The sequence below is a fragment of the Mixta hanseatica genome, from assembly GCF_023517775.1.
Classification (GTDB): domain Bacteria; phylum Pseudomonadota; class Gammaproteobacteria; order Enterobacterales; family Enterobacteriaceae; genus Mixta; species Mixta hanseatica.
In genome coordinates, this window is sequence record NZ_CP082906.1 from 1 (window position 1) to 24,692 (window position 24,692).

A 24,692-nucleotide genomic window follows, 5' to 3' on the forward strand; every position below is an offset into this window, starting at 1 on the left:
GTGAAACAAAAACAAGATATTCATGCTGGGCTTGTCAGCGGTGGCGCTACAGTAGCCGACAATAAAGTGATAACACAAGGCAATCAGCTTATTGAAGGTAGTTACGATATTAACCTGGCGGAAATCAGGTTGCTCTGGCTGGCCTTGTCCAAAATCGACAGTAAGAACCCGCAGCCGGAGGGCGCGGAGATTGTGTTAACTGCGCCTGAGTACAGCGCTATGTATGATCTTGAATTAGCAAATAGCGCCCATCAGCTTCAATCTGTATCATTAACTTTAGGCTCAAAACCTATTTATACTTATGAGTGGAACGAGCGTAAAAAAAGAGTGGATGCAGTTGCTAGATATTGGTTTTCAGCTATTACCTATGGGGCTAATAAAGGCGCAGATATAACACTTTCTTTCTCTCCGAAAATCGCCCCTTTTCTATACGATCTGAAAAATGAATTTACGCAAATGAATGTGTTTGCAATGGCAAAACTTGATACTCCATTTGCATTTAGACTTTATTCCTGGCTAAGCCGATATAGAAAACTTGATAAATATAAAAACCCAAAATCGGGCGTTATCAGCACTGAAAAAATTAGCATTGATTGGATGAAGGATCGTTCTGGTCTGACGGGTAAATATGCAGACTTTAAAAATTTCAGGGTTAGAGTTCTCGATCCTGCTGTTGATGCTATCAACCGAACGACTGACCTGACAGTTCGCTATGAAACTGTTACTACAGGAAGGAAGGTTACGCATCTGGTTTTCAACTACATCGTTGAAGGTGATAAAGCTTACATCAGGGTTAAGCCAGAACCGCCTAAGCTACCGCGTAGGCCGAGAGTTAAGAAGGGTAGTCATGGTGAGGGTGAATGGGCTAAAACGTGCCTTGATTTGGTACGTGAGTATGAAAAGAAGTTAAAAGAATACGATAAAAAAGAAGAGTTGCCAGTGGCTTATCTGCGTAAAGAAATTCTTTATTATGGAATCATAGGCAATACTGAGGCGGTTAGCTATATAGAGCGGCTTATTTCAGAACGTAAATCAAAACGAGCCGCAAAAAAAGAGGAAAAGTGATTGTATACGATTAACCCGCTTTCTAAGAAAAATTTATTGCTGCATATTCATAAAATCAGCAATATTTTTCCTGAGCTAACCAGCACTGAACTGGTAACGCTTATGTTGCATTCATCTGGGTTGAAACCTCCTAGAATGGGGGAGTTAATGTCAATATCAAAAAAAACGATAAACTCTCACATTGAAAACATACGGGTAAAGTTTCAGTTAGATAATTATGAAGAAGTTAAACAGGTATTTGAGCTACGAATTACGCTCAACTCTAACCCTGAACGTTATAAATCTCTTTTCCCTGAGATAAGCGATGAACTTTACCAGTGCATGATCCTGGTATGTATGGGATTTACAATTGAAGAAATTGTTAACAGGGAAAAAGAAAAAACCGCTGAACTGATACGTAAGCAGATAGAGGACTTGAAAAGCACTTATGCGGTTGATTTTTTGTCAGATCTAAGGGTATTCTTCATGATTCGATTAAAGCTTGACCAGGCTAAGCATGGCTGAACTAAAAATGTAGTAATGCTTAACTTAATGGATGACTTGTAAAGGATTGATTAGCATATGGATTTTGCTTTTTATGTCATATTGGCGTGTTAAATAACTGTTAATAGAAGTATTAGTTATAGGAATAGTTAAAATAACTATTTCCTGTATACGTTTGAAGCGTTATAATCCTTCCTGTGATTGGGAAATCCCAATCTCTAAGGGGTGTTAATGTTGCATTATTATGAGGACACTAAAGGGGGGAAGTCTTACAAGTCTGTAGCGGTACGCCTCGATCTGGATGGTAAGTTGAACCGAATCCTAAGTGCTTTAAGTGAAGGGGTGAATGTTGGAAAGAAGAACATAATCGAAGCGATATTTAATATATCCATCGGTAATGATGAATTTTTTTCTACGTTTGATCCTCATAAAGACTGGAAGCCTCAAGTAGTTTATGAGGGTTATTGTTCGGTTGGTGTATCAATTCAGTTAGATGCTTACCTCAACTTTAAGATAACAACCTTAAGCCGCAAGGCGGGGATAAATAAAAAGAAACTTTTGATTCTGGTCTTAGATCAGTTCATTGAGAGCTTGCCAGTGTTAGCGCTGGTAAAGAAAAAACTAGCTCTCAAAGTTAAGTGAAGTTACTTAACAGGCTCTTTAACAATATGGATATAGTAGTTTTTTGCGAAATACACGCTTTATATTTAATATAAAAGTGGAAAAGGGGGTATTATGGTTCTTGCTGCTCCTGTATTGGCAAGTCTGCTAATGCAATGCGGTGGGAATGTTGATCCGACTACACTACAAACAATTATTTCAGTGGAGTCAGACGGCAATCCTTACGTTGTGGCAAATGTCACTAAAAACACTTCGCACTACTTTAAATCCAAAAATGAAGCAGTCCATTTTGTTAATGAGCTTGCTAAAGTAGGTGATAAATATTCTGTCGGACTTGGACAGATTTATGTAGGTAACTTTAAAGGTTATGGGTTGACTAATGAAACGGCCTTTGACTTTTGCAAGAACGTTACGGTGGCCTCAAAGATATTCGAGGAATGTTATTACCGTGCGATTGATAGCGGGGAATACCCTGATGAACAGCAAGCATTGAGGGCTGCGGCATCGTGCTACTATTCAAATAATTTTACGAGGGGGTTCAAAAAGGAGAAGAACGGGAAAAGCTATATTGATCTGGCTAATAACGCTGTGAATAAAATCTATTCTGTTCCGGCTATGAAACCAGTGGGGGCAGGGGATAGCCTAACGCCAGTTAACAATAATCTGCGGCGCGGCATAGTTTACCAGCAACCCGAAGGGGATCAGCCTGAAATGGTTGAAAGTGCAATTAATGTAGAAGGGAACAAACCAGCGCGGGCTGCTTGGGATGTTTTCAATGATTTCGCTAAATAAAAGGGGTATTTAAAATGCAAAAAACTAAAAACTTTCTGTTAAAGGTAAAGGTTCTGGCTTTTTCTTTCTTCGCTAGTGTCATGGCATCTGCACCTATGAGCGCGTTTGCTGCGGGTGGTATCAGTGGTGCGGAAGGTGGGATCTCAACCGCGCAGACCGCCATTTACTCTCTGCTTGGCGCAGGTGCGGCGGTATATCTTTTGATTAAAGGCTTTATGCTTAAAATCAATAAAATTGGCTGGAATGATCTGTTTATGGCAATGGTTACTTGTGCTGTCGTTGCGGGTCTGCCAGCGCTTGCTGTTTGGTTCTGGGATCTCGGCGGCAACTAATAAAAAAACATGCTGACGAAGGCCGCGCAAGCGGCCTAATCAAAAAACTAGGGGGTTATTATGGCCGAAGATGATGATGTAGAACTTGAAGAAGAAGAAACGATTAATACCCAACATCTAACGCTTAATGTATTGAACATGATTCCTAATATGGGGGGCGTTCCTCTTGTATGGGGTGTTTCTTTACTTGGTTCATCAATGCTGCTTGCTGTTATAGGTTTTATCGCTACAAACAGTCTTTTGGGCGTGTTATTTGCACTTCCAACAATTTTAGCTTTCTTTATTATTAAGTTTATTTGTATCAATAGCCTCGATGCTTTAAGAGTTTTTCAGCTTAAAGTAGCTGGGAAGTTCCGTAGGATTCTTAATGGCGGTGGACTTTATAAGTTATCCCCGTCTTTAGGTGATGAAAATGGGGGGAATGATGTCTACGAACAAATCAAACGCGCGAAGCATTAACAAGAAAGCTCTTGAAGGAAAAATCCCCCACTATCGTTATCCTGTGACTGACTCAATCTCAATGATTGGGGATAACAAGCTAATGGCTACGGTTAAAATAGCGGGTTATCCATATGAGCTGGCTGATGATTCTGAACTTTATAGTAACTATAATTTGTTTAGAACATACCTGGTCAGTATTGGTAAAGATATGGCTGGTCAGCTTGGTTTATGGACATACATAGACAAGCGGGAAATCCTTGTTAATGATGTTTATAAATCGAACAATGTATTTATTCAGAAGTTTGTCGATAAATACATGGAGCGGTTTAATACAGGTGGCAGGTACTATGAATCTGTATACTACATCACGCTAATTTATAATTACGGTCAATCTTCAATTGACGATGGGATAAAAAAACTTGATTCCGTCCTGAAAATGTCGGAAAAAATTTGTGGCCCATTTGGGTTATCGGTACTGCAAAACGATGGGTACATGAATGAATCTGCGAATTTCCTTTCATGGCTCATTAACCATCATGATTTCAAAGTACCCCTTGTAGAAGATCCTATCTACAAAGTAGTTGGGAATAGTGAGCGCATTTTTGGTTACGATATAAGCCTTATCCGTAATGCTAATGATGCTCAAGATAAATATTGTGTTTCTTATACCCTTCGTTCATTCCCTGCAAAGATTAAGCCTGGTGCGCTTGATTTTATTCTATCAATTCCTTGCGAATTAACATTTGCCCAATCTTATATTTATACTCGTCAGTTAACGGCTATATCGATCATCGACGGGCAAGCGAATAAAATCAATTCCACAAATGCCGCAATTGATGAAGAAGGTACAGCGCTTAACTCAATTAAAAACCTTGTTCAAAACGGTGAGGTTTTTCTTGGTGATTATCATGGTGTTGTTTCGGTTTATGGTAAAACCGCTAAAGAGGCTTATGATAATGCAATTCTCGTTGAATCCGGCTTTAGCGCTGCGGGATATGTGCTGCTTCGCGCCACGGATGAACAAGAGGATGTTTTTATAAGTTCACTTCCCGATGCTAAGAAAAGACCGCTCAATACCGTTCGTTCCACTTCTACCCTGGCTGACCAGTTCTCTTTACATAACTTCTCGGTAGGTAAGCGTACTGGCAACCCTATGGGGGATGGAACGGCAATGATGCCTGTGGAAACATTACAGGGCGGGATTCATTACCTTTCAACAACTGATAGTGATCCTGCTAAAGATGTAGTTGGTGAGCCAGAATCAGGACACGGTATCTTCTTAGGTCAAACAGGTACAGGTAAAACGACTTTACAGGCAGCTTTAACATCCTTCGTTGAGCGCTTTAATCCGATGTTATTCGGCATAGACTTTAAGCAGTCGATGCGATTACCAATGATGATGTTGGGTGCGCAATACTTCGTTCTTAGGGAAGGTGAGTTTACTGGCCTGAACCCTTTCCAGTTAGACGAAATAAAAATGGCAACGGATGATAACGGTATAGTTGATTATGCCTTTGCCGAACAAATTAAGGAACGTATACGCCAGTTCTGTTACTCCTGGGTAGAACGTATAGGCGCAAATAGTGAGGGAACACTTGATGATGGTGACAGCGCTAAAATCGTCAGGGCTGTAGATGCGGTAATGGAGTTGCCACGAGAAGGACGGCGCTTTAGCAATGTGCTTGAAATGATTGCTGCATCGCCTTTACGTAATCGCCTTATGGAGTTTTCCGCCTACGCGAACGGCGGTAGGATGGGGCGCTATGCCTGGGCGGTTGATAGTCCTCAAAATCAGTTTGATCCATTGCTGTTTGATAGGGTTGCGTTCGACAGTACAGTAATCCTGAAAAAACAGCCTAATGGTAAACCTCACCCTGCGGCTGAAATCCTTTTAGCGGTTTTATTCTTCTATAAGGATTTAATGAAGATAAACCCTCGCAAGAAAGGCCGTTGGACAATCTTTTCTTGTGAAGAATTTTGGATGCCAGCTAACTTCCCGCTTACGCAAGAGCAGTTAAAGCAATCGCTCAAAGCAGGGCGTATGGATTATGAAATGTGCTGGCTTATCTCTCAACAGCCTGTAGATGCTATCAACTGCGCTATATTCAATGAGATTAATGAGCAAACGACAATTCGCGTATTGTTACCTAACCCTAATGCTAAATGGCAGCATTACAAGGAAATCGGAATAACAAGAAAGGAATTTAGAAAGCTTAAATCTCTTGCTAAGACGAGCCGCACCTTCTTAATTAAAAAATCCAATACGAGCGTTTTTGGTACTATGGATTTGCATGGATTTGATGAGTTCCTGCCTGTTTTATCTGGCGATAAATATGGCGTACAAGCTGCTGAGGAAATCATCAAGCGGATTGGTTCCAATGATCCTAATGACTGGATACCAATCTTTATTCAAGAAAATGCACGTAACCATAAGTTACGTAAGGCTGAGCATGATGATGAAGAAGATATTGAATATGAGGATACTGAGTATGAGGATGCTGAATAAAAAATCCTTTATGCTGTTAAGTGCCTTAACAGTGAATAGCATACTGGTTTCACCGCCAACATTTGCTACGGGTATTCCTGTATTTGATGCGGCAAGTGCGACAAATATGCTTCAACAGTTACAGGCAGCGAAACAGCAGTATGATCAGCTTGTCGAACAATATAAGCAAGCTAAAAGCCTGCATGACCAGACGATAGCGGAAGGTAAGCGGTTATATGAAGGGGTAACTAACTTTGATGTAAACGACTTACTGGACGATCCTACATTAAGTAGCTATCTACCAAATAAACGAACGGCTGATTCTTTATTAGATGCTGCGGATAATATTGGTGAGTTGAGGGAGAAGTACAAACTTACTTCTTCTGATTCCGAAGTTCAGAAAGCATATGATAGTATGTTGACTGAATTAAATAATATGCAAACTGCATATAATACGGCTGTAAAACGCAGTGATCATATTTCCAATCTATCCAAAAAGCTTGAGCAAGCCGCAACACCGCAAGAAAAAGCGGATTATCAAAACGCAATTAACACTGAGTCAAATAATCTTCTCAATGAGAAAACTAAACTTGACTTAGCAAAAGCTAACTTTGATGCAAACTTTAAGATTGCTCAAGCATCTCGCCGCGCTGAGTTTAAAGAAGAATTTAGCGTTGATAAATAATTATACTAAATATAACAAGCCCGAAAGGGCTTGTTACTAAGGGGGTATCATGCCATTAAAGCTAGTTTTGATAGTTGTGGGTTTTATGACTCTATCAGCGTGTTCAGTTAATCCACCTCAACCAACAAAACCAAAGGGTAAGTGGGTGCAAATGAATACCCACGTTCCAGCCGCACAAGCGCAGTTAAAAAAAATAAAAGCTGAGCAAGAGAGGGGGAAATAAAATGTTTAAACGCAATCCAAAAAAGCTCAACGATCAAGAACGCGCCGAAATTTACGATAAAAATAAAAAAATGGCCGAATTAACCGCTCCAGAAAGAAAGCAACTGGACGCTGATAAAAACGTACATTTAAGTGCTATTGCAGGGTTTCAGCGCGATAGAGTTTCAGAACAGCGCCGTATGATGTGGATTGCTTTTGGATTTGGTGGAATCGGTATCGTTGCGGCGGGTGCAATGGCTGTTGCTTTGGCTTTTATTGCACCTTTGAAAGAGGTGAAGCCATATATCGCAGAAGTAGATCAGGTTACAGGTCAGGTAAATATTGTTTCAGCAGTAGGTGACGATAAAATCAAGCTTACTTATCAAAGCCTTATTGATGCTTCTAACCTCGCTAACTTTGTTGTAGAGCGTGAGTCTTATGACTGGAACTCAATTCAAAACAGTCTTGACCAGGTTAAACTACGTTCTACACCTAGCGTATATGAGTCAATGAGGCGCTTTATTGTTGAAAGCCCTAACTCACCGCTTGTTTTATTGGCTAAAGATAAAGTAATGAAAGTCGGCATTACTTCTAAGCCGATTGTAGACAGCAACAAAGGCGTTGGAACCGTGCGCTTTTATAAAGCGGTTACTGATGGGGCTGGTAAGCCGATTCCTGGCTATCCGATTACTCACTGGCAAGCCACGATTACTTTTGACTATGAGCATAAATTAAGAACCGATGATGATTATATTAATAACCCACTTGGTTTTAATGTGACTAGTTATCGTGTCGATCAAGAATCACAAAAATAAAGAAAGGCGAGGGGGGGTTAATGAAAAAGATTCTTTTAGCTGGGTGCATAGCGGCAACTTTACCAGGCGTTGCAAACGCCTTGAATGTGCCGCAGCCGACGAGCTATGACGCTCGCATTCAGGAAGCTACTTATAATCCTGATGATGCTGTTCTCGTTAGGGTTAAAGCCGGAACATCAACATTAATCAAGTTACAGGATGGTGAGTTTATAACTGATGATCAGGCAGGGATGGGGTTTGGTGATCCTGATGCTTGGGATGTTTCTGTTCGAGGGAATAATATTTTTATCAGGCCAATCGCTGAACAACCTGATACGAACGTTACGTTAGTATCAAATAAGCGAACCTATGTTTTCTTTTTACAGTCTGTAAAGGGTAATCCTTCATGGATGGTTAGATTTAAATATCCTAAAAAATACAGTGCTGCAAACGCGACAGTATTTAAAAGACCGCCTTGTCAATCTAATGGCGCTTACAATGCGAACTGGAATTATCAGTTGCAGGGTAAAGAGTCTTTTGCACCATATGAAGTATGGGATGATGGGCGCTTTACATGCTTTAAATTTAATCCTTCAAGCGATCTTCCAATGATTTACCGTGTTGCTGGCGATGGTGAAGAAATGCTAGTGAATGGGAATCCTGATAGCGAGAATAATAATATTATTGTCGTACAGGAAACTAACCCTGAGTTTGTAATTCGTCTTGGTAAGAAAGTTGTCGCGGTTCGGTCAGATACGATTAAGGCAATGCCGTCTAATCGTAGTGGTACTACCAATGGCATGACTAGGGAGATTAAATCTGATGAATGATAATCAGAAAGATGAAATCGGTGCTATCCCTTCAATTGATGATGATCGCGCAACGGTAGACTTACAAGGCCAGCGCGGTAAGAAAGCCTCAAAGGGTTATCTGAAAGACATTCTCATATTTGGGGGGGCTATTGTTCTAATCCTCGCGGTGGCAGGTGCCTTTGTCTGGAGAGCTTTCCATAAGGGTGATACAGAAGAAGCGGGTAAGCCGGTTGATCCGACACTTGAAAAAAGTGTAGGTAGCGATACTGGGAACAGGGGCGTGGATAAGCTGATGAATACCATTGCTGAGCGTAAAGCGGCAGAAGAAAAAGCCGCAGAAGAAGAACGTAAAGCAGCAGAAGCAAAACGCCTGGCAGAAGAAAAGGCCAAACAAGATGCGCTAATGGCGCAATTAGAAGCCCAGGGTAAATTAGGTAACGGCAGCGCAAACAACAACGCTTCACGAGCTGGCGGTAACGGTGGCAATAACGATGCCCCGCCAACACCGCAAGAGCGAAAGCTACAGGGTAAGGGCTTGGTTTACGCTGGTAGCGAGGGTAAGGGTACTGCTAATGGTGGGGCGGCCTCACAAAGCGCGGGAGGGGGCTTAAATAAGGCGCTGGAAGGTGGTACTTACGCCAATGGTCAAGCTTCCATTCTGAAAGACCGTAGTTTGCTTTTGGGTATGGGTACAGTATTACCATGTGTGCTGAAAACAAAGATCGTTACCACTTATCAGGGGTTGCCGATCTGCCAGTTAACCAAAAATATCTACTCAAACGATGGAAATACATTATTGCTTGAGGCGGGTACTAAGTTCTTTGGTGAACAGCAAAACGCCCTTGTTCAAGGTCAGGCGCGAGTATTCGTAAACTGGACAACAGCCGAAACACCTAAAGGTATTCGCGTTCGTATTGATGCTCTTGGCGTTGATGGTCTGGGGGCTGCGGGTATTCCGGCATGGGTTGATTTGCATTTCTGGCAGCGTTTTGGCAATGCGATCATGCTTAGCTTCATTGATGATGCGCTGGCAACGGCAGCTAATAAAATCAGTGATAATAACAATGATAACAGCATTAAAGTAGATAATACCGAAGATGCCGCCAGTAACATGGCAAGTATCGCGCTTGAAAACTCAATTAATATTCCACCTACTGCATATATTAATCAGGGTGAATTGATTTCAATCATCGTACCGCGTGATACTTATTTCAATAATGTTTATGAACTTCATTGATAAAAGGTGACGCATAAATAAATGATAAGTGAAGGGGGTTCCCTTCACTTATATTTAATATAATTCAGAGGTTGTAATGAATGAATCCTATGGGAATTTCAATGTAATCCGTAATCAGTTAGCAAAAACAGGAATAACCGAGATTTTAGGTTATGACGGTTTAACAGAAGTAGCTATAAACCAACCTGGAAGAATCTGGTTTGAACGTGGCAAAGGTTGGGAGTCGCAAGTTAATGAAGATTGTAATTACTCCAATCTTGAAATGCTTGCTCAATCATTATCTGTCAAAAGTCATACTGGCGGTATTGATCAGGATTACAATGCTTCGAAACCTATTCACTCTGTGACCTTACCTGACGGGGAGAGGGGGCAAATAATCTTACCTCCTGCGGCAGAGGACGGTACAATTTCTTTTACTATTCGTAAACCTTCAAAAAGCAGATTTGATTTAAACAGCTATATCAATAGTGGTCGCCTTTCTGATTTTGAAATTTGTGGTAGAGCTTACGTGAAAGAAAAGGCTTTGACAGGCGAACAACTTGAACTTCTTGGCTTTCTTAAAGATAAAGATATGGATCGCTTTTTTAAAAAAAGCGTTCAGATGCGTTTAAATCACGTTATGGTTGGCGCTACGGGGTCTGGTAAAACTACCTTCATGAAAGCTATAGCAGACCTTTTTCCAGCTAACAGGCGCTATATAACGATTGAAGATACACATGAACTTGATTTGCCTAACCATCCTAATCATGTTCATTTGTTCTTTAAGCGTGAGGGAATCGGCGCTACCGCCAAAGATTTAATTGAAGCTGGTATGCGTATGAAGCCTGATCACATCTTCCTTACTGAATTAAGGGGGGATGAAGCCTGGAACTATTTAGGCATGTTGAATACTGGTCATAATGGAAGCCTGACTTCTACTCACGCTGACGATAATCCTGCTGCTGTTTATAGCCGACTTTCATCACTTATCAAAGAATCGAAGGTAGGTACAACACTTGATTATGGTTTGATTACAAATACTGTCGCCAGCACAATAGATATAATTTCCTTCTGGAAAGGTTCTTATATGACAAAGATCTATTACAATCCAGAAGAAAAAAATGAAGCTGTTATGCGTCTTTTAGGCATGGTGGCTTAACAGAATTAATAAGGGGGGGGGTATGCAATTAAGGCAGAATCTTAAAAAGTCCGATATTATATCAACTATAATATTCTCTATCTTAATGGTAGGCATAGGCGGCGCGATCGGGGTATATGGGGGCGGTTACGTTTTTCTACTTATATCGAAAGTAGATACTAATCTTCTCTCATACGATACCTTAATCAAGGCGTGGCCTTTATGGGAGTATAAAAAATTACATGCCGCAATATCATTAGGTACAATCATATTTGCAGCGGCAATTATCGTTCCTCTGGCTGCTATCATTATTGGTGCTTTCTTTGAGTTTCCTGAACCGGATGTACATGGAAATGCAAAATTGATAACTGATGAAGAAATCAAAGAAAGTGGTTTGCTTGATACCGATGATGAATTTCCTGAGATCCTGATTGGTAAAGTTGCAAAAGGCAGATACAAAGGTAAATACCTTAAGTTTGCAGGGCAACAGTTCTTAGGGCTAGGCGCTCCAACACGAAGCGGTAAAGGGGTAGGTTTTGTTATACCTAATCTTCTCAATTATCGTGATTCTGTTTGTGTTCTTGATATTAAAGCTGAGAACTATATTTTTACGGCTGGGTATCGTAAAAAAATGGGGCAGGAAGTTTTTGTATTTGCCCCTGATGGGTATCGTTTCTCCGAAGAAGAATTTGAAGAATTTAAATTTAGCGATTACTACCTCAATCTGTCACCAGAGGAACAACAAGCTTTTAATGAAAAGTTCCGAAATACTGAGCATGTTTTATCACACCGCTGGAACCCGCTGGACTACATAAGCCGTTCTAAATCGCGTCGTGTCGGTGAAATAAAAGATTTGGCAACAATTCTTTTCCCTGATGAAGGGGGTGATAATGCTATCTGGAACAGCATGGCAGAAGCTGTATTTGAATCCTATATTCTGTACATGCTGGATATGGAAGAAACGATAAATAAAATCAATGCTGAGATTGAAGATAACAGGAAGAACGGTATTGATGATGATAGGGAGCTTATGAAGCCCTATCCGGTTTCTATGGCGCAACTGTATTCCCTTACAGGTGTACCAGATATGGCCGAGTGGATGAATGATGAAATCCTTTATTGGAAAGATAAAGGTTATCCACTTAGCAAAGGTTGTGTTGAAGGTTTTAACCGATTTATCGCTGTAGACCCAAAAACCCGCGGTAATATCATGCAGAACTTCAATAAGCCTCTTAAGATATTTGAAGCTGAATCTTGCCGACTCGCTACTTCCGCCTCTGATTTTGATTTTAATGACTTACGCCGTAAAAGGATGTCTGTATATATTGTGCTTTCACCAACAGGCATGGAAAAGTACAAGCAACTAATCAATCTGTTCTTTAGTCAGTTGGTAAGGGTCAACACACAAACTCTGCCTGAGCATGATAAAACTTTAAAATATCAATGCCTCTTAGTGCTTGATGAATTTACGTCTATGGGGCGTGTGGGTATTATCGAGAAATCTATAGCATTCACGGCAGGTTATAATATCCGTTATATGATTATCTATCAGAATGACGAACAGTTAGAATCTGATGATGCGTACGGAAAATCAGGGGCTTTCACGCTGAGAAAGAACCTTGCTGTAGAAGTCGTTTATCCTCCTAAAGATGTTGATTCTACCGCTGAACGCATTAGTAAAACATTTGGTAAGAAAACCGTTAAAATAAAAACTAACTCCAGAACTAGTAACGGCGGCAAAATCAGTAACGGCACGAACGAGCAATACGTAGGCCGTGACCTTTATATGCCGCAAGAGATTGTAGAGTTAGGGTCACAAAAATATGTGATGCAAAAAATCAACAAAGGGAAAAGAACAAAAGTCGCCGTTAATGAAGTCATAATTATGGAGCAGGTTAAGCCGTTTGTAGCTCATAAGATTGTGTACTTTGATGAACCGGTATTCATGGAAAGGCGCAAGGTTGCTACTGACAACGTTCCAGACGTTCCAATCTTGCAAGATATTGAACATTACGAAATTCCACGCGATAAACGGCGTGATATTCCGTCTATCGCCAGTGCCTGATAAGAAGGGGGTTTTATGAAAACAATTTTAACTGCTTTAATTCTTTCAGCAACGCTTGTTACTTCATCTGGTGCGTTGGCTGCTACCGCGCTAGCACCATTTGAAGGGGTGTCCTCTGATCCTGGCGAGGAAAGCCCCGACAGCGGCGATCCGTGCGTTGCTGTGACGTGTTTATATGGTCAAATGACAGGGAACAGCCAGAACGAGTGTAATGCTGCGGTTAAGGCTTTCAAATCCATTAAGGCCACTAAAAAGCATGGTATCTTTGATCCCACAAAGACGCTTAAAAAGCGTACAAACTTTTTGAATGGTTGCCCTTCGGCAGATCCTGATATTGTTAAGCAGATTTTGAAAAAGTTCGGAAAGCTGAAAAGTTTTTGATCGCTAAGCCCCGTTAAGGGGCTTTTTTTATTGCTTAACGTGCCATTTGGCACTATAGTAATGTACTCACTAACTGGAGAGCGTTATGAATCAATCATCGGTTTGGATTTTTATACTCTTTATAATATTTTGTTTAGCCTTTGCTCTTTATAACTCGCAAAAGAAAAAAAAGCGCAATATGAAATACAGTACAGGCCAGAAAACTCTAAACACGTCCGGCGTGATTCTTAAGTACGAGTTAGAGCCTAATATGAGAAGTGCGCTAATGTTGCCAGCTAGCGCAGAAATCATAACCATAAAGGGTATTGGTGATTCTGTTTATATTTGGGCTATTGTTCCCGAAAATCAGATAAACGTTAAACGTGTTTTTAATGTCATACCAACAGGTGGAAGTGTACCAGAAAATACAACTTATATTGGTACAGCATACCCTGAAAGCCATGTGTTCCACATTTTCGAGGAAAACCAGTAGTTTTATACTTAATATAAATAGTGAAGGGGGTTATATGATTTTAACTATTGCAGAAAAACCGGAATTAGCCGAAATTATTGCTAAAGCTTTCGGCGGTGAAGTAAAGAAAAATGGTTATTGGGAATGTGCAAATAATAATTTTGTTACTTGGTGTTATGGTCATATGCTGGTACTTACACCTCCTGATAAAGTTAATCCTTCTTACAAAACATGGGTTATGGCAGATTTGCCAATGGATCTAACCGAAGTTTCCCACGAAATAAAAACTACGGAAAACGGTTATGTAGAGCGGCAATACAAAATCATTACTGATTTGCTACGAAAATCATCATCGGTGATTAATGCTGGCGATCCTGATGATGAAGGTGAGTTGTTGGTTAGGGAAATTCTTTGGAAAGAAAATTATAATAAGCCTGTTCAGCGATTATTGCTAAATGACCTGAACGTTAATGCAGCAAAGAAAGCGCTTTCAAAATTACAGGACGGTAATTCTGAAAAATTCATGCGTCTTGCGCTAAAAGCTTTAGCCAGGGCTAAAGGCGATCAGATTTATGGTCTTAACATGACGCGCTATTATACGCTTCTAAATCGTCAACATGGCGGCAATGGCAAGCTTACGTGTGGTAGGGTACAAACGCCTATGCTCGGCTTGATAGTTAAGCGCTATGAAGATTTTAAAAACCATGTTAAATCTAATTACTATGATGTTTATTCCAGTCATGACATTTTGAAATCTGTTTATTTAAAACTTATTGCTGATGATAAGTTTGCTACAGATGGAAAAATATTATCTCCAGAAGTGGCGGAAAACATTAAATCAGCATGTGTTATGAAGCCCTCAACTGTGGTTGTTGCGAAAGTGGAGGATAAGCATACGCCACCACCGCTACCTTTTGACCTGTTAGGGCTTCAAGCCTATATGTTAAAAGATAACATTGATCCAACGGAAACAATGGAAATTACTCAAAAGCTACGCTCTAAAGAGATAGCTGCTATTTCCTATAACCGCTCGGATTGTCGTTATCTTACAAGCGATCAATATGATGAAGCACCCGCAACCTTAGAGGCTTTAAAGAAATATATTAGCGGCGGGATACTTGAATCCGTTATTAATAACAACGGTTTCGATATTAAACGTAAAGGTATTGCGTTTAACGATGATAATGTAAGCGCACATACTGGTATCATTCCTTCGGCAGAACCGCGAAATCTTGATAAGCTTACTTCAAAAGAGAAAAAGGTTTATGAAGCTATAGTATTACGCTATCTGCTTCAATTCCTCGATGACAAGAAATACCAATCAGCAAAAGTTATTATCGAGTGTGAAGGTTATCGCTTTGGTGGGAGCGCAACAAAACTCGTTAGCCCTGGCTGGACTGCCCTTGAAGCTGAGGATTCCGATGATGACAGTACAGAGGAAAACACCGATTCGGCTTTTGATGCTATCAGTGCTGTGAACGTGGATGATGTAGGGGTTTGTAATGATGTGCGTGTAGATAAGAAAGAAACCAAACCGCTACCTGTCTACACTATGAAAACCTTCCTTGAAGATTTGAAGCGTGTTAGTCGTTACGTTACCGATCCTCACATCAAACAGCTTTTGTTAAGCAAAGACAAAGGTAAGAAAGGGGAACGTGGCGGTATCGGTACGCCAGCTACGCGAGCAACGATTATCAGTAATCTCGAAAGCACGGGCTATTTCACCGTACAGAACGGGAAACTTATTCCGACAGAGAAAGGTATAGGTTTTATTAAAAACCTCCCTGTAGCGGTTACAGCGCCTGATATGACAGCATTATGGCATGAGCAACAAATGATGATAATGGAGGGTGATCTTGAATTAGGCGATTTCATTATCAATATTAACAATACCGTTAAAGAGCTTATGAACCCTGAGCTTTCACATGGTATCGTTTCTGCTGCTCAAAATTTCGCTGATAATAAACCTGTAGGTAAATGCTTCTGCTGTTCTTCTGAAATGAAGCTAACACCTAAAGTCTATGCTTGTCAGAATGAAGGATGTGGTTTCAAAATTTGGCGTAAAATTTCTGAAAAAGAACTGACAGACAATCAAATGCAATTACTAATGAATGCTGGCAGGACGAAAGTGATTAAAGGCTTTAAATCTAAAGCTGGCAAATCATTTGAGGCAGCGCTTGTAATCGACAAAGAACAAAAACGGGTAACTTTCGAGTTCGCCGCCCGTAAAGCATAAAAGACGCGGGGAGCAATCCCCGCTTTCTCTTGTGTTTATATTAAATATAATTTATAGCTAGTGTCGTACTTAACTAATCACACTAAGAGGAACCGCCATGAGTGAATCTGAAAACGTCCGTAAAGTTCTTTCTAACATTCGTTCATTGAGAGCGTTTGCGCGTGAAGTTGATTTTGAGTTACTTAAGGATATGGCTCAAAAGTTCAACGCGGTAGTTGAAGAACTGCGTGAAGATGCGGAACGTGAAGCTAAAGAGCGTGAACAGCGTGATGCACGTAAACGCGAACTCCTTGAAATGATCGCCAGTGAGGGATTTTCAGTTGAGGAACTAACAGGCGCTTCTGATACGGGTACTACCCGAAAAAAACGGGTGGTACAGCAGGTTCCAGCCAAATATCAGTTTGAAGTTAACGGTGAAATGCAATACTGGACGGGCAGAGGGCGTAAACCTAAAGCTATTGAGGAAGCTATAGCAGCAGGAAAGAAACTGGATGATTTTTTGATTCCTGATGATAAATAAGGGGGCGGAGTAGTGCATAAGAACAAAGATAAATTTGTGACTGACTGGTTTTATGTGCCTTGCGCATCACAAAAAAAGCTACAGCGAACAGGATTTTTAGGCCTGGGTGATCCCAAAATCGTTAAAGACTACGTTAACAATGTGCCTGATTTAGATGATTATGCCGCAAAGCTTGCTGAGAGCTATAACAAGCTTGATAGCGCGGGGTATGAGGTTATCAACATCGTGCCTATAAATATTGGCTCAAGTGATCAGTGCTTTCAGGAAAACAAAAATTATGTGGGTGATGTTGGTTACAGCATTACGCGCGGGGCGGTTGTTGTGGGTAAACTTAAATCGGAAGGGAATGATAAATGATCAAATTTTTGAAGGTTGCAGTTCTGCTGAGTAGTACGTTTGCGGCTTCCTGCTTTGCTGCTAGTTCGCCAGTTGTTGATACAAATGCTGCTGTAGTTCTTGAGCAGATCAAAACACAAAACGCCGAAACTAACGCGCTGCTAAAAGAGTTGGTAAAGCAGAACGCAGGGCGGGTATCTGAACAAGCTCAAACATCTTGCTACTTTGACGGCAAGCTATATACACAAGGCGCTGTTGTTGATGAAGGAAAACAGTTCTGTGGCGAGGAAAACGGCTCACCAAAAATCCGGCCAATCGAAAAAAAATAACATTATCTTTAAGCCCGCCTGAGCGGGCTTTTTTTTGTTCAAATTATCAGTCTGATTCTTGTTACTTGCCATTCATCGTAAACTCATGATTTGAAAGAAATCTCATAAAACGCCGGCGAGCTGGCCAGCTGCGACCGCGTGAGCCTCACGCGCCTGATTCCGTCAATTATTTTGGTGTATTAATCGCTTGCAATAGTGCCAAACGGCACTATAATTGTATTGTACAATACAAAATGAGAAACAAGAGATGAAGCCAGCAATCAAAGCCTATAGCGAACTCCAGCAAGCATACGATTTTTTCAATACAACGCTTTTTAATGGTGATCTGCCGGATATGCTTCTGACTCTACAGCGGGGGCGTAACACCTTCGGCTATTTTGCTCCGTCACGTTTTGCGGGGGAGTCGGTGCTGTCCGAACTGGCGATGAATCCAGATTATTTTGGTGGTCGCTCGCTCGCTGATACGCTCTCTACGCTTTGTCATGAAATGGTTCACGTATGGCAGCATTACACGCCAGGCGTAAAGCAGTGCAGGGGCGGGTATCATGATCGAGTTTGGGGCAAGAAGATGGAAGAAGTAGGTTTGATGCCGTCTAATACGGGAATGCCTGGCGGGAAAAAGACGGGTCAGCAAATGACGCATTACATTATTCGCGGTGGACGTTTTCAGACCGCAGTTTATGACCTGCTTAAAAATGGCTTTTCGATCTCCTGGTATGATAAGTGGTCTGAGGGCGCTGTAATCCCTTCTAAGGCCAATCTCGATATTCTTGATGATTGGCTCAAGGTAACAGACAAAAACGATAAGGAGCTTATCAGCAAGCTTACTGAGACAGTAAGCAAAGGCAAGGCTGCAATTATTGATGGCAATGATGATGCTGATGCAGGGATAATGATTAAACCTCCTGTAAAGGGCGCTACAGGCCGTGCTACGTTCTGCTGCCCTGAGTGCGGTTTGAAAGCGTGGGCGAAACCTAGCGCTAACCTGATGTGCGGTGATTGTGAAGTTGATTTGATTGTTGAGGGGAATTGATATGAAAAATAAATTAAAATATAAATTGCTGCATATTAGATTATTAGGAGTTTTATTAGGTTGCGCTGTGATACTCGCAAGCTGCTATTACTCAATTGCTTCTTTGTTTGGTGTTTTTAATCCTATCATGTGGCTTTCGGCCTTTCTTATTGATTCGCTGACAGGAAAGAAAGGCTCTTTCCCTCAATCAATTCATGATTATAGTTCGTGGTGGGATAGGTTAGAGTTTTCGTTTCCTGAAATAATGCAGTTTTTTATGGCTGGTTTGTTCCTATGTGTAATTGTATACGCTACATTCCATGCAACGGTTATTATAGCTGGTTATATTGCTGAACTCTTAGAGCGCAATTATATTAAATACATTTTTGGCGCTCGCTTTTTACGCTTGTATGAGAAAATGCAAAAGCGTAAAGGTAAAATTATAGCTCGCCAGAATAAAAAAACATGCGAAAAGGATGATCTAAATGATGCAACTTTTGAGCATTATACAAAGTGGAAAACCTTCTATAAAAGTGACCTGAGCTTTGATGAGTGGAAAAACAAAGTCCTGAATATCAATTCAAAGAGTTGAAGGAGGCAGAATGAGCATTCAAGATCTAAAGGGTGATGAGAGAACCATTATTGTTGTAGCTTTGCAAGCATTGCACCGTGAGCGGTTAAATTCATACAATGCCGCCTGTCTTGCCTGTGAGCTTTCTGGTAAAGAATGGCCGTCAATAGAGATCTTCGGCCTTGAAGAAGTAGATAAGGCGCTGCGGCTGATTGGTGCAGCGCCAGCCAGATAGATAATACTTACATATCAATAGCTTAGTGCGCATAATCATTGTTATGTTAAATCAGTGCCAAACGGCACTGATTTAACCCTACCCTTTGAACAGATCTGAGTATGTGCCTGTTGCGTTTGTGTGCCTAATGGCACTTTTTTTGTTCGTTGCTATTGCATATTAGGCGCTTTGAGCCTAATATGAATTTAACGGGTTGCGTGTACCAGCGCCCTTCCTTTTAAATTAGCGGAGCGATTATTACAATGAAGCTTAATAAAACCAGTCTGGTATCTTTAATGCTTTTCACTTTTGCGACTCATGCCGCCCCGCTGCCGCTAACTTATTACTTCAAAGATAGCGATTCAGCTAACATTTCGCTGGATGAACCAGCTACAGGTTGCGTTATGACGGGGATTCTTGTCCATCCTGTAAATAAACCAGAAACAAAGGTTATTTGGTTTAATCAAAAAACATGCCGTAATAAACAGTATGAAGTAAGCTTTATCAGTAATGAAATTAAAGCCCCTGATAACATCATTCATAAAGGTGAAACAGTACAAGTTACCCCTGCTAACGTACAAATAGTAAATCTACACTCACTTTAATAGTGTAAGGGTTGGTTAATAATGGCGGCTAATACAGGTATGCTTACAATTGATTTTAAGAGCTTTGCGGATTCCATTAAAATAACTGAAGGTGAATTAGCTTATCTTCTTGAACATGAGCAGGTCTATAAAGGCATTCCCTTACCTAAACCAATCTCTGTAGGCTGGAACAAGAAACGAAAATTTCTTTTCAAAGATGTTTCTGCATTTCTTGAGCAACTTAATAAGGCGAAATAATGAAACGGAAGTTAGTTTATTGGGTCATTGTTGTATGCTTCCTCCCTTCCCTCTCGCTGGCTGCAACTGTGACACGCATCCTCGATGGCGATACGTTAGAGGTTACAGAGGATAGTAAAACTCTACGTGTTCGTCTGATCGATATTGATGCACCAGAAAAAAAGCAGCCATACGGCCAAAAAGCAAAACAGTTCCTAACTGACTTTGTGAAGGATGCCGACGCGGTAGCAGTCAGAAGCATGGGAACAGATCGTTATGGTAGAACGCTGGCGCAAGTGTACGTTAAGAAGTGTGATAGTGAATGCTTGTCGTACCTGGTCAATGCGGAAATGGTTAAAAATGGCTATGCGTGGGCGTATCGTTACCATGATAAACCATCCAGTAAGGCTATGGAGCGCGAGGAAAACGAAGCGCGTAAGAACCGGCTCGGCCTGTGGCACGACAATGAAGCAATCGAGCCGTGGAAATGGCGAAAATTACATAATCAGCATAAGGAGTAATAGCTATGGAAAACCTAAGTATTAATCAGGAGCGGTTTAGAGAGCTTGTAAGCAAGTACCCTACCCTGTACAGCCTTTGGGATTGGGAAAGTCGGGAGATACGCTTAGAGGCGTTTAAACACGCCCTAACTGTGTTGAGTAGCGGAGAATACATAATGGCTGTTTTCTTTGCGCGTGTATGGTTAGGGAAAGATGAAAAATATAGTTACAACATACTTAATGCTTCTTTTGATTTCGTACATGCGGCTAAGGTGCTTGATAATAAAAGTTTGCTGCTTATTTCCGACTTTTTTAAAGATCCATTTTGGCCTTAAAAGGTTAATGCGTACAAAAAATAATAAATACTCTTGCATATTAGGCGCAAAACGCCTAATATAGTTCCTGCGGGGGCGACAGAAAGCCACTCGTTCCGAGAAGGCTAAGCCCTCTAAGGAAACGAATGAAACTTTCTGATGTTGCAACCATTAAGACGAATTTCCCTGATGCTGATTTTTGGATAGTTCGTCGAGGCTCTTTAAAAACCGTTGGCGAACCCTCCTACACTTTCAACCCTGAAAGCATAGGAGTTAAGGTAACAAGGCCGGATCTGGTGCTTTCACGTTACCTTTATTACTGCTTCCTTCACCTGCACCAATCAAAGGTATGGGAACCAGTAGCAACGGGATCGCTTAGCCTGGTTAACATCAAGGTTTCTGACGTTAAAAACATCGTCCTGGAACCGCGCTAAAGAAAGGGGGGGATTACCCCCCTTCTTATAAGGGGGTATAAATGAATAAATCAAAAGAAAATGAGAACGGCTATTTAGTACGTAATAATTGGCTCTTATACGTTTTTGCTGCATTTATGGTTGTAAGTAGTCAATGGATGTTAGCAACGCTAGAAGTTGGCTTCAAGCTTCCCGATATTCTTATTTATGTTGTCGCCTGCGTTCTGCTTGTTTATGGTGGCTTCTTGAATATGTTAGCTGGTACAACAACAGCTATTGTTTTCCGAATCGGTTTTATATCGATTCTTTTATTCGTCGCTATCGGATGGTTATTTAAAATACTTGGCTTATATTAAATATAAATTTCTTTTTATCTTTTTCGCTGAAAGACGGGTTTTGAAAGGTCATATATGAAAAATGAAATCAAAATTACACTTCCATCGTTGAATATGCAGCGTATGGAGATCTTCAAAAAGGGGATCGAGCAATCAATCCTAGCTTTGCAATCGAATGCTGCGGCTGCGCCCTACCCTAAAGCAAAAGCGGTTGATTATTCAACTCTGGATGAACGTTATTTTTTGACAGTAGAACAAGGCTGGATAGTACCACCACACAAACTGGTTAATGCGTGGTTTGAACAGTTTAAATCTACCATTCCTGAATATGGTTCTGATAGTAGCCTTGCCGCTTTGTTAGGCATTCATTCAAACGGTGCAAGCCGACGCATCAGAGAGTACAGGAACGGTGAGAAACCTATTCCTTACGGGATCTGGCGTAAGTTTCTTGTAATTACTGGTCGAGTACCGCAAGAAATCTATCCGGTGTTAGGCGTGTTTGATACAGAGGGCGAATGAATATGAATATTAATCCAATGGAAAGGTATTTAAATTTATTTATAGCCTATTTGCATGAACCATTAGGGATAGCATGTGTTTCAATTGTCGTCATTTTGATAGTTTGGATGTGTTATAGAGATCCAGACCTGTGGTATTGGGTGTTATGTGTAGCGGCTATAGTTCTTGTCTCTTACGCTATTTTATATTCTTCTGGTGAGACTGAGCTAAAAAAAGAAGAATGGAAAAAGTGGGCTAGTGAGCATTGCCAAATCGTAGCAAAAAAAGATGGCTCTACTTCCCTTGAAACTGGTATAGGTGTTACAACAAACGGACAAGCGGCAACCGGAGTTTTTACAAATTCAACATCAGATCAAACAGCTTATAAATGTGATGATGGTATAACTTACTGGAAAAATGATTAAATGGATAAGTTAGGATATTTGCTTAAATTTCGCCGTTCTAATAATGATGAAACGCTTGAAAAAGTAGTTGAACACATGGAGCCAAAAGTAAGCAAGGAAGATTACAACGCTTTTCAGGCTGCCGCAGACCATAGACGCGCAGAGTTAGCCTGTCACCAGATTTTTGATAAAGTTCCTAAATCGGCTTGGAAATTTGTTAAATAAGAACATGAGGAAAGTATAATGAAAGCTATAAACGCAAAAGTAGAAGGCTCAAAGTTGAGTATGCTTACTTTATTTGGGGGGCTTGTATTTTTATTTTTTTTATCTATGTCAACTTATTTAGCCTATTTGTATTTTAACTCTCCCTCTCCTTCATCAGTTAATAAAAATGACACTATCAATTTATCTATGGTTGCCGAACCAGTTTTAGCCTCAACAGGCGATATTATTAGTTTACAGGATGCAAGATGTAAATATTATGGAAAATTAGTAAATGCTAAAGATGAGTTTGGAGGAGCGAGGGGGTTATACATTCAGATTAATTATAAGGTTTGCGGGGATCTCAAAGAGGAAACGGTTTTAAGAAGTCGAACCTATGATTTAAATACGCTTATAGCTATAGGTGAAAAAGTATCGCTTTATCAGAAATAAATCCCACATTTGGGAATGTTTAAATAAAAAAATGAGGTCTGTATGTCAAATGACAATAAAGTAACATTAGGTGATGTCAAAAGAAGTTTTTTCTATTTCTTGACTGTTTTTTGTGTCTTTATTCTTTCATTGCCAGGCATTATAAATATGGCTTATCTATCTACAGCAATGATCATATTAAAGTGTGTTTTGGGCATTGTCTTAATAGTTTGTGTTGCGGCTAATGGTTCTTCATTTATTGAAAAATTATTGCTTTATATCAAAAACAAAAGTGCAGATCAAAAATAAAAGCCCCCGAAGGGGCTTTTATTTTATTTCTTTTTGCTTTTAAGCACCTTCACAAGCTGCGTTACGGCAGTGATAAGAGTGGCAATAGCGAGGATGATTTGAGGTAGGTTTTTGATTAGTTCGATGATCATCTTACTGACCTTTCAATTTAAGGAGGGTTGCCGTTTCCGACATTGAAATTATCCTATTTCTCACCCTTCCTTACCAATTGAAATTTTGGATCTCCAGCCCCTATACGATTGAAGTTATCTATAAGCTCTCGGTATGCCATGCCCCTGACGGATAAAGATATGACTAGGGGCAAACTCTATGCAAACACATAGAAAACTCATTGCAAACACAAAGCAAACAAAGAGCAAACAAAAAAAGCTTGCAATAGTGCCATACGGCACTATACTAATCATTAGTTCCATACGGCACTTTTGAGGTGAATACATGCAAGCTAAATCTCAACGTAAAATTATTCAGGAAACCAGCCAGCGATTTAATAGCTTAGTCCAGGCAGGTGCGAAAAACGACATTGCTTATAACTTTTATCTTGCTTCTCTGCGTCTTGATTTAAAAGCCGCTAATCGTCAACCAAATCAGAAGGTGTAAAATATGAAAACTAAATCATTTTTTGATCGTGATGTAATAGCAATTAAATCAGAAGATAAAAAACGCTGCCGCCAGAACGTAAAGAAAGCGAGAATGGCTAAAACCGTTAACAAGCGAGGGGGTTGGTTATCGGAATACTGAATTATATTAAATATAAAGGGCTTCTTACGAAGCCCTTTTTGCTATATGTTGTAGTATGTTGTAATTATAAATATCTGAAAGGAACTATAAGGGGGTTGGTATGCCGCATGGGAAGGTTATTTTTAACAAAAAAGGGCGTTGGGATTGGCTAGATAGAGCGTGTGATGTTAGCAAGGAAGAACTGAACCAGGAAGAATGGTTTATTGCTGATATGTATTACCCGCCTGATGAAAATTACGATCCATCGATGCACGAACAACAAATTCAAGGTTTCCTGTCAAAACCTGATGAACTGGTGCGATACGATAGATAGGCCGCAATGCGGCCTTTTTTTTTTAGTCGAACCGCACCGCAAGCCGTGCTGAGGCGTACCGCAGCGAAGCGAGGAACGAACAGCGCGGCTGAGGAGCGGATAATACACCAAAATAATTGACGGAATCAGGCGCGTGAGGCTCACGCGGTCGCAGCTGGCCAGCTCGCCGGCGTTCAGTGCGTTTTCTTTAAAAGCAGGCACTTAGCATTCCCGCCCCGCGTTAACACACATTCA

36 protein-coding genes are annotated in these 24,692 nt (G+C 40.6%); all 36 read left to right on the forward strand.

Features of this window, described 5'->3' with window-relative positions; all coding sequences use genetic code 11:
* The 36 genes from K6958_RS20805 to K6958_RS20980 all read left to right on the forward strand — a co-directional run bounded on the left by K6958_RS20805 (window position 1) and on the right by K6958_RS20980 (window position 24,458).
* Window positions 1-1,065: a replication initiation protein gene (locus tag K6958_RS20805; protein ID WP_014710721.1), complete on the forward strand. Its 1,065-nt coding sequence runs from the start codon at window positions 1-3 to the stop codon at window positions 1,063-1,065.
* Window positions 1,066-1,569: a helix-turn-helix transcriptional regulator gene (locus K6958_RS20810; protein ID WP_000288042.1), complete on the forward strand. Its 504-nt coding sequence runs from the start codon at window positions 1,066-1,068 to the stop codon at window positions 1,567-1,569.
* A 210-nt stretch (window positions 1,570-1,779) separates the two neighbouring features.
* Window positions 1,780-2,190, forward strand: coding sequence for a hypothetical protein (locus K6958_RS20815; RefSeq protein ID WP_000903582.1), 411 nt, complete (start codon window positions 1,780-1,782; stop codon window positions 2,188-2,190).
* 93 nt (window positions 2,191-2,283) lie between these two features.
* Window positions 2,284-2,961 (forward strand): lytic transglycosylase domain-containing protein, encoded by a 678-nt coding sequence (locus tag K6958_RS20820; protein WP_000241898.1) that lies wholly within the window; start codon window positions 2,284-2,286, stop codon window positions 2,959-2,961.
* A 14-nt stretch (window positions 2,962-2,975) separates the two neighbouring features.
* Entirely contained in the window at window positions 2,976-3,293 is a 318-nt protein-coding gene (locus K6958_RS20825; protein WP_001172952.1) for a hypothetical protein, read from the forward strand.
* A gap of 60 nt (window positions 3,294-3,353) precedes the next feature.
* Entirely contained in the window at window positions 3,354-3,752 is a 399-nt protein-coding gene (locus K6958_RS20830) for a hypothetical protein (RefSeq protein WP_000796685.1), read from the forward strand.
* On the forward strand, window positions 3,718-6,240 hold the full coding sequence (locus tag K6958_RS20835) for a VirB4 family type IV secretion system protein (RefSeq protein WP_000106191.1): 2,523 nt from the start codon (window positions 3,718-3,720) through the stop codon (window positions 6,238-6,240). The genes K6958_RS20830 and K6958_RS20835 overlap by 35 nt, the downstream gene beginning before the upstream one ends.
* A complete protein-coding gene (locus K6958_RS20840) occupies window positions 6,224-6,904 on the forward strand; it encodes a type IV secretion system protein (protein ID WP_001242571.1) in 681 nt (226 codons plus the stop codon). The genes K6958_RS20835 and K6958_RS20840 overlap by 17 nt, the downstream gene beginning before the upstream one ends.
* A 224-nt stretch (window positions 6,905-7,128) precedes the next feature.
* The gene (locus K6958_RS20845) at window positions 7,129-7,920 is read left to right on the forward strand and encodes a VirB8 family type IV secretion system protein (RefSeq protein ID WP_000476772.1); all 792 of its coding nucleotides are present in this window, start codon (window positions 7,129-7,131) and stop codon (window positions 7,918-7,920) included.
* Window positions 7,921-7,940: 20 nt separating this feature from the next.
* Window positions 7,941-8,729 (forward strand): TrbG/VirB9 family P-type conjugative transfer protein, encoded by a 789-nt coding sequence (locus tag K6958_RS20850; RefSeq protein ID WP_000722128.1) that lies wholly within the window; start codon window positions 7,941-7,943, stop codon window positions 8,727-8,729.
* A complete protein-coding gene (gene virB10, locus K6958_RS20855; protein ID WP_000999412.1) occupies window positions 8,722-9,948 on the forward strand; it encodes a type IV secretion system protein VirB10 in 1,227 nt (408 codons plus the stop codon). The genes K6958_RS20850 and virB10 overlap by 8 nt, the downstream gene beginning before the upstream one ends.
* 76 nt (window positions 9,949-10,024) lie before the next feature.
* Window positions 10,025-11,086, forward strand: coding sequence for a P-type DNA transfer ATPase VirB11 (gene virB11 / locus K6958_RS20860; RefSeq protein ID WP_001005925.1), 1,062 nt, complete (start codon window positions 10,025-10,027; stop codon window positions 11,084-11,086).
* A 22-nt stretch (window positions 11,087-11,108) separates the two neighbouring features.
* On the forward strand, window positions 11,109-13,130 hold the full coding sequence (locus K6958_RS20865) for a type IV secretory system conjugative DNA transfer family protein (protein WP_001177101.1): 2,022 nt from the start codon (window positions 11,109-11,111) through the stop codon (window positions 13,128-13,130).
* Window positions 13,131-13,145: 15 nt separating this feature from the next.
* On the forward strand, window positions 13,146-13,511 hold the full coding sequence (locus tag K6958_RS20870; protein WP_000849236.1) for a TrbM/KikA/MpfK family conjugal transfer protein: 366 nt from the start codon (window positions 13,146-13,148) through the stop codon (window positions 13,509-13,511).
* Window positions 13,512-13,596: 85 nt separating this feature from the next.
* Complete coding sequence (locus K6958_RS20875) at window positions 13,597-13,983, forward strand: DUF7352 domain-containing protein (protein WP_001076656.1); 387 nt, start codon at window positions 13,597-13,599, stop codon at window positions 13,981-13,983.
* 34 nt (window positions 13,984-14,017) lie between these two features.
* Complete coding sequence (locus K6958_RS20880; protein WP_000604073.1) at window positions 14,018-16,198, forward strand: type IA DNA topoisomerase; 2,181 nt, start codon at window positions 14,018-14,020, stop codon at window positions 16,196-16,198.
* Window positions 16,199-16,295: 97 nt separating this feature from the next.
* Window positions 16,296-16,718 (forward strand): H-NS family histone-like protein, encoded by a 423-nt coding sequence (locus K6958_RS20885; RefSeq protein ID WP_000004250.1) that lies wholly within the window; start codon window positions 16,296-16,298, stop codon window positions 16,716-16,718.
* Between the two features lie 12 nt (window positions 16,719-16,730).
* A complete protein-coding gene (locus tag K6958_RS20890) occupies window positions 16,731-17,075 on the forward strand; it encodes a hypothetical protein (RefSeq protein WP_000549465.1) in 345 nt (114 codons plus the stop codon).
* Window positions 17,072-17,383 carry a DUF1496 domain-containing protein gene (locus K6958_RS20895; protein WP_000589269.1) on the forward strand — a complete coding sequence of 104 codons (312 nt, stop codon included), beginning with the start codon at window positions 17,072-17,074 and terminating at the stop codon, window positions 17,381-17,383. Before K6958_RS20890 ends, K6958_RS20895 begins: the two co-directional genes overlap by 4 nt.
* A 247-nt stretch (window positions 17,384-17,630) precedes the next feature.
* Window positions 17,631-18,416, forward strand: a complete 786-nt coding sequence (locus K6958_RS20900) for a SprT-like domain-containing protein (RefSeq protein WP_000801174.1) — start codon at window positions 17,631-17,633, stop codon at window positions 18,414-18,416.
* A 1-nt stretch (window position 18,417) separates the two neighbouring features.
* Window positions 18,418-18,987: a hypothetical protein gene (locus tag K6958_RS20905; protein ID WP_032347970.1), complete on the forward strand. Its 570-nt coding sequence runs from the start codon at window positions 18,418-18,420 to the stop codon at window positions 18,985-18,987.
* Between the two features lie 10 nt (window positions 18,988-18,997).
* Window positions 18,998-19,201, forward strand: a complete 204-nt coding sequence (locus tag K6958_RS20910) for a hypothetical protein (protein ID WP_000027026.1) — start codon at window positions 18,998-19,000, stop codon at window positions 19,199-19,201.
* A gap of 242 nt (window positions 19,202-19,443) precedes the next feature.
* Window positions 19,444-19,785, forward strand: coding sequence for a hypothetical protein (locus K6958_RS20915; protein WP_000773638.1), 342 nt, complete (start codon window positions 19,444-19,446; stop codon window positions 19,783-19,785).
* 21 nt (window positions 19,786-19,806) lie between these two features.
* On the forward strand, window positions 19,807-20,022 hold the full coding sequence (locus K6958_RS20920) for a hypothetical protein (RefSeq protein ID WP_000729818.1): 216 nt from the start codon (window positions 19,807-19,809) through the stop codon (window positions 20,020-20,022).
* A complete protein-coding gene (locus K6958_RS20925; protein WP_000823828.1) occupies window positions 20,022-20,522 on the forward strand; it encodes a thermonuclease family protein in 501 nt (166 codons plus the stop codon). Before K6958_RS20920 ends, K6958_RS20925 begins: the two co-directional genes overlap by 1 nt.
* A 5-nt stretch (window positions 20,523-20,527) precedes the next feature.
* A complete protein-coding gene (locus tag K6958_RS20930) occupies window positions 20,528-20,836 on the forward strand; it encodes a hypothetical protein (RefSeq protein ID WP_000429446.1) in 309 nt (102 codons plus the stop codon).
* A 125-nt stretch (window positions 20,837-20,961) separates the two neighbouring features.
* On the forward strand, window positions 20,962-21,249 hold the full coding sequence (locus K6958_RS20935; RefSeq protein WP_000777020.1) for a hypothetical protein: 288 nt from the start codon (window positions 20,962-20,964) through the stop codon (window positions 21,247-21,249).
* Window positions 21,250-21,290: 41 nt separating this feature from the next.
* Window positions 21,291-21,584, forward strand: coding sequence for a hypothetical protein (locus K6958_RS20940; RefSeq protein ID WP_032347973.1), 294 nt, complete (start codon window positions 21,291-21,293; stop codon window positions 21,582-21,584).
* Window positions 21,585-21,638: 54 nt separating this feature from the next.
* Window positions 21,639-22,082 carry a hypothetical protein gene (locus K6958_RS20945; protein WP_000787016.1) on the forward strand — a complete coding sequence of 148 codons (444 nt, stop codon included), beginning with the start codon at window positions 21,639-21,641 and terminating at the stop codon, window positions 22,080-22,082.
* Window positions 22,079-22,486 carry a hypothetical protein gene (locus K6958_RS20950; protein ID WP_001056909.1) on the forward strand — a complete coding sequence of 136 codons (408 nt, stop codon included), beginning with the start codon at window positions 22,079-22,081 and terminating at the stop codon, window positions 22,484-22,486. The genes K6958_RS20945 and K6958_RS20950 overlap by 4 nt, the downstream gene beginning before the upstream one ends.
* Window positions 22,487-22,690 carry an Hha/YmoA family nucleoid-associated regulatory protein gene (locus K6958_RS20955; protein ID WP_000359323.1) on the forward strand — a complete coding sequence of 68 codons (204 nt, stop codon included), beginning with the start codon at window positions 22,487-22,489 and terminating at the stop codon, window positions 22,688-22,690.
* An 18-nt stretch (window positions 22,691-22,708) separates the two neighbouring features.
* Complete coding sequence (locus K6958_RS20960) at window positions 22,709-23,119, forward strand: hypothetical protein (RefSeq protein ID WP_000644385.1); 411 nt, start codon at window positions 22,709-22,711, stop codon at window positions 23,117-23,119.
* 42 nt (window positions 23,120-23,161) lie between these two features.
* Window positions 23,162-23,407, forward strand: coding sequence for a hypothetical protein (locus K6958_RS20965; RefSeq protein WP_014710728.1), 246 nt, complete (start codon window positions 23,162-23,164; stop codon window positions 23,405-23,407).
* A gap of 435 nt (window positions 23,408-23,842) precedes the next feature.
* The gene (locus K6958_RS20970; RefSeq protein WP_001148153.1) at window positions 23,843-24,004 is read left to right on the forward strand and encodes a hypothetical protein; all 162 of its coding nucleotides are present in this window, start codon (window positions 23,843-23,845) and stop codon (window positions 24,002-24,004) included.
* 3 nt (window positions 24,005-24,007) lie between these two features.
* Entirely contained in the window at window positions 24,008-24,145 is a 138-nt protein-coding gene (locus K6958_RS20975; protein ID WP_153594529.1) for a hypothetical protein, read from the forward strand.
* A 100-nt stretch (window positions 24,146-24,245) separates the two neighbouring features.
* Window positions 24,246-24,458, forward strand: coding sequence for a hypothetical protein (locus tag K6958_RS20980; RefSeq protein ID WP_014710729.1), 213 nt, complete (start codon window positions 24,246-24,248; stop codon window positions 24,456-24,458).
* Window positions 24,459-24,692: the final 234 nt, after the last annotated feature.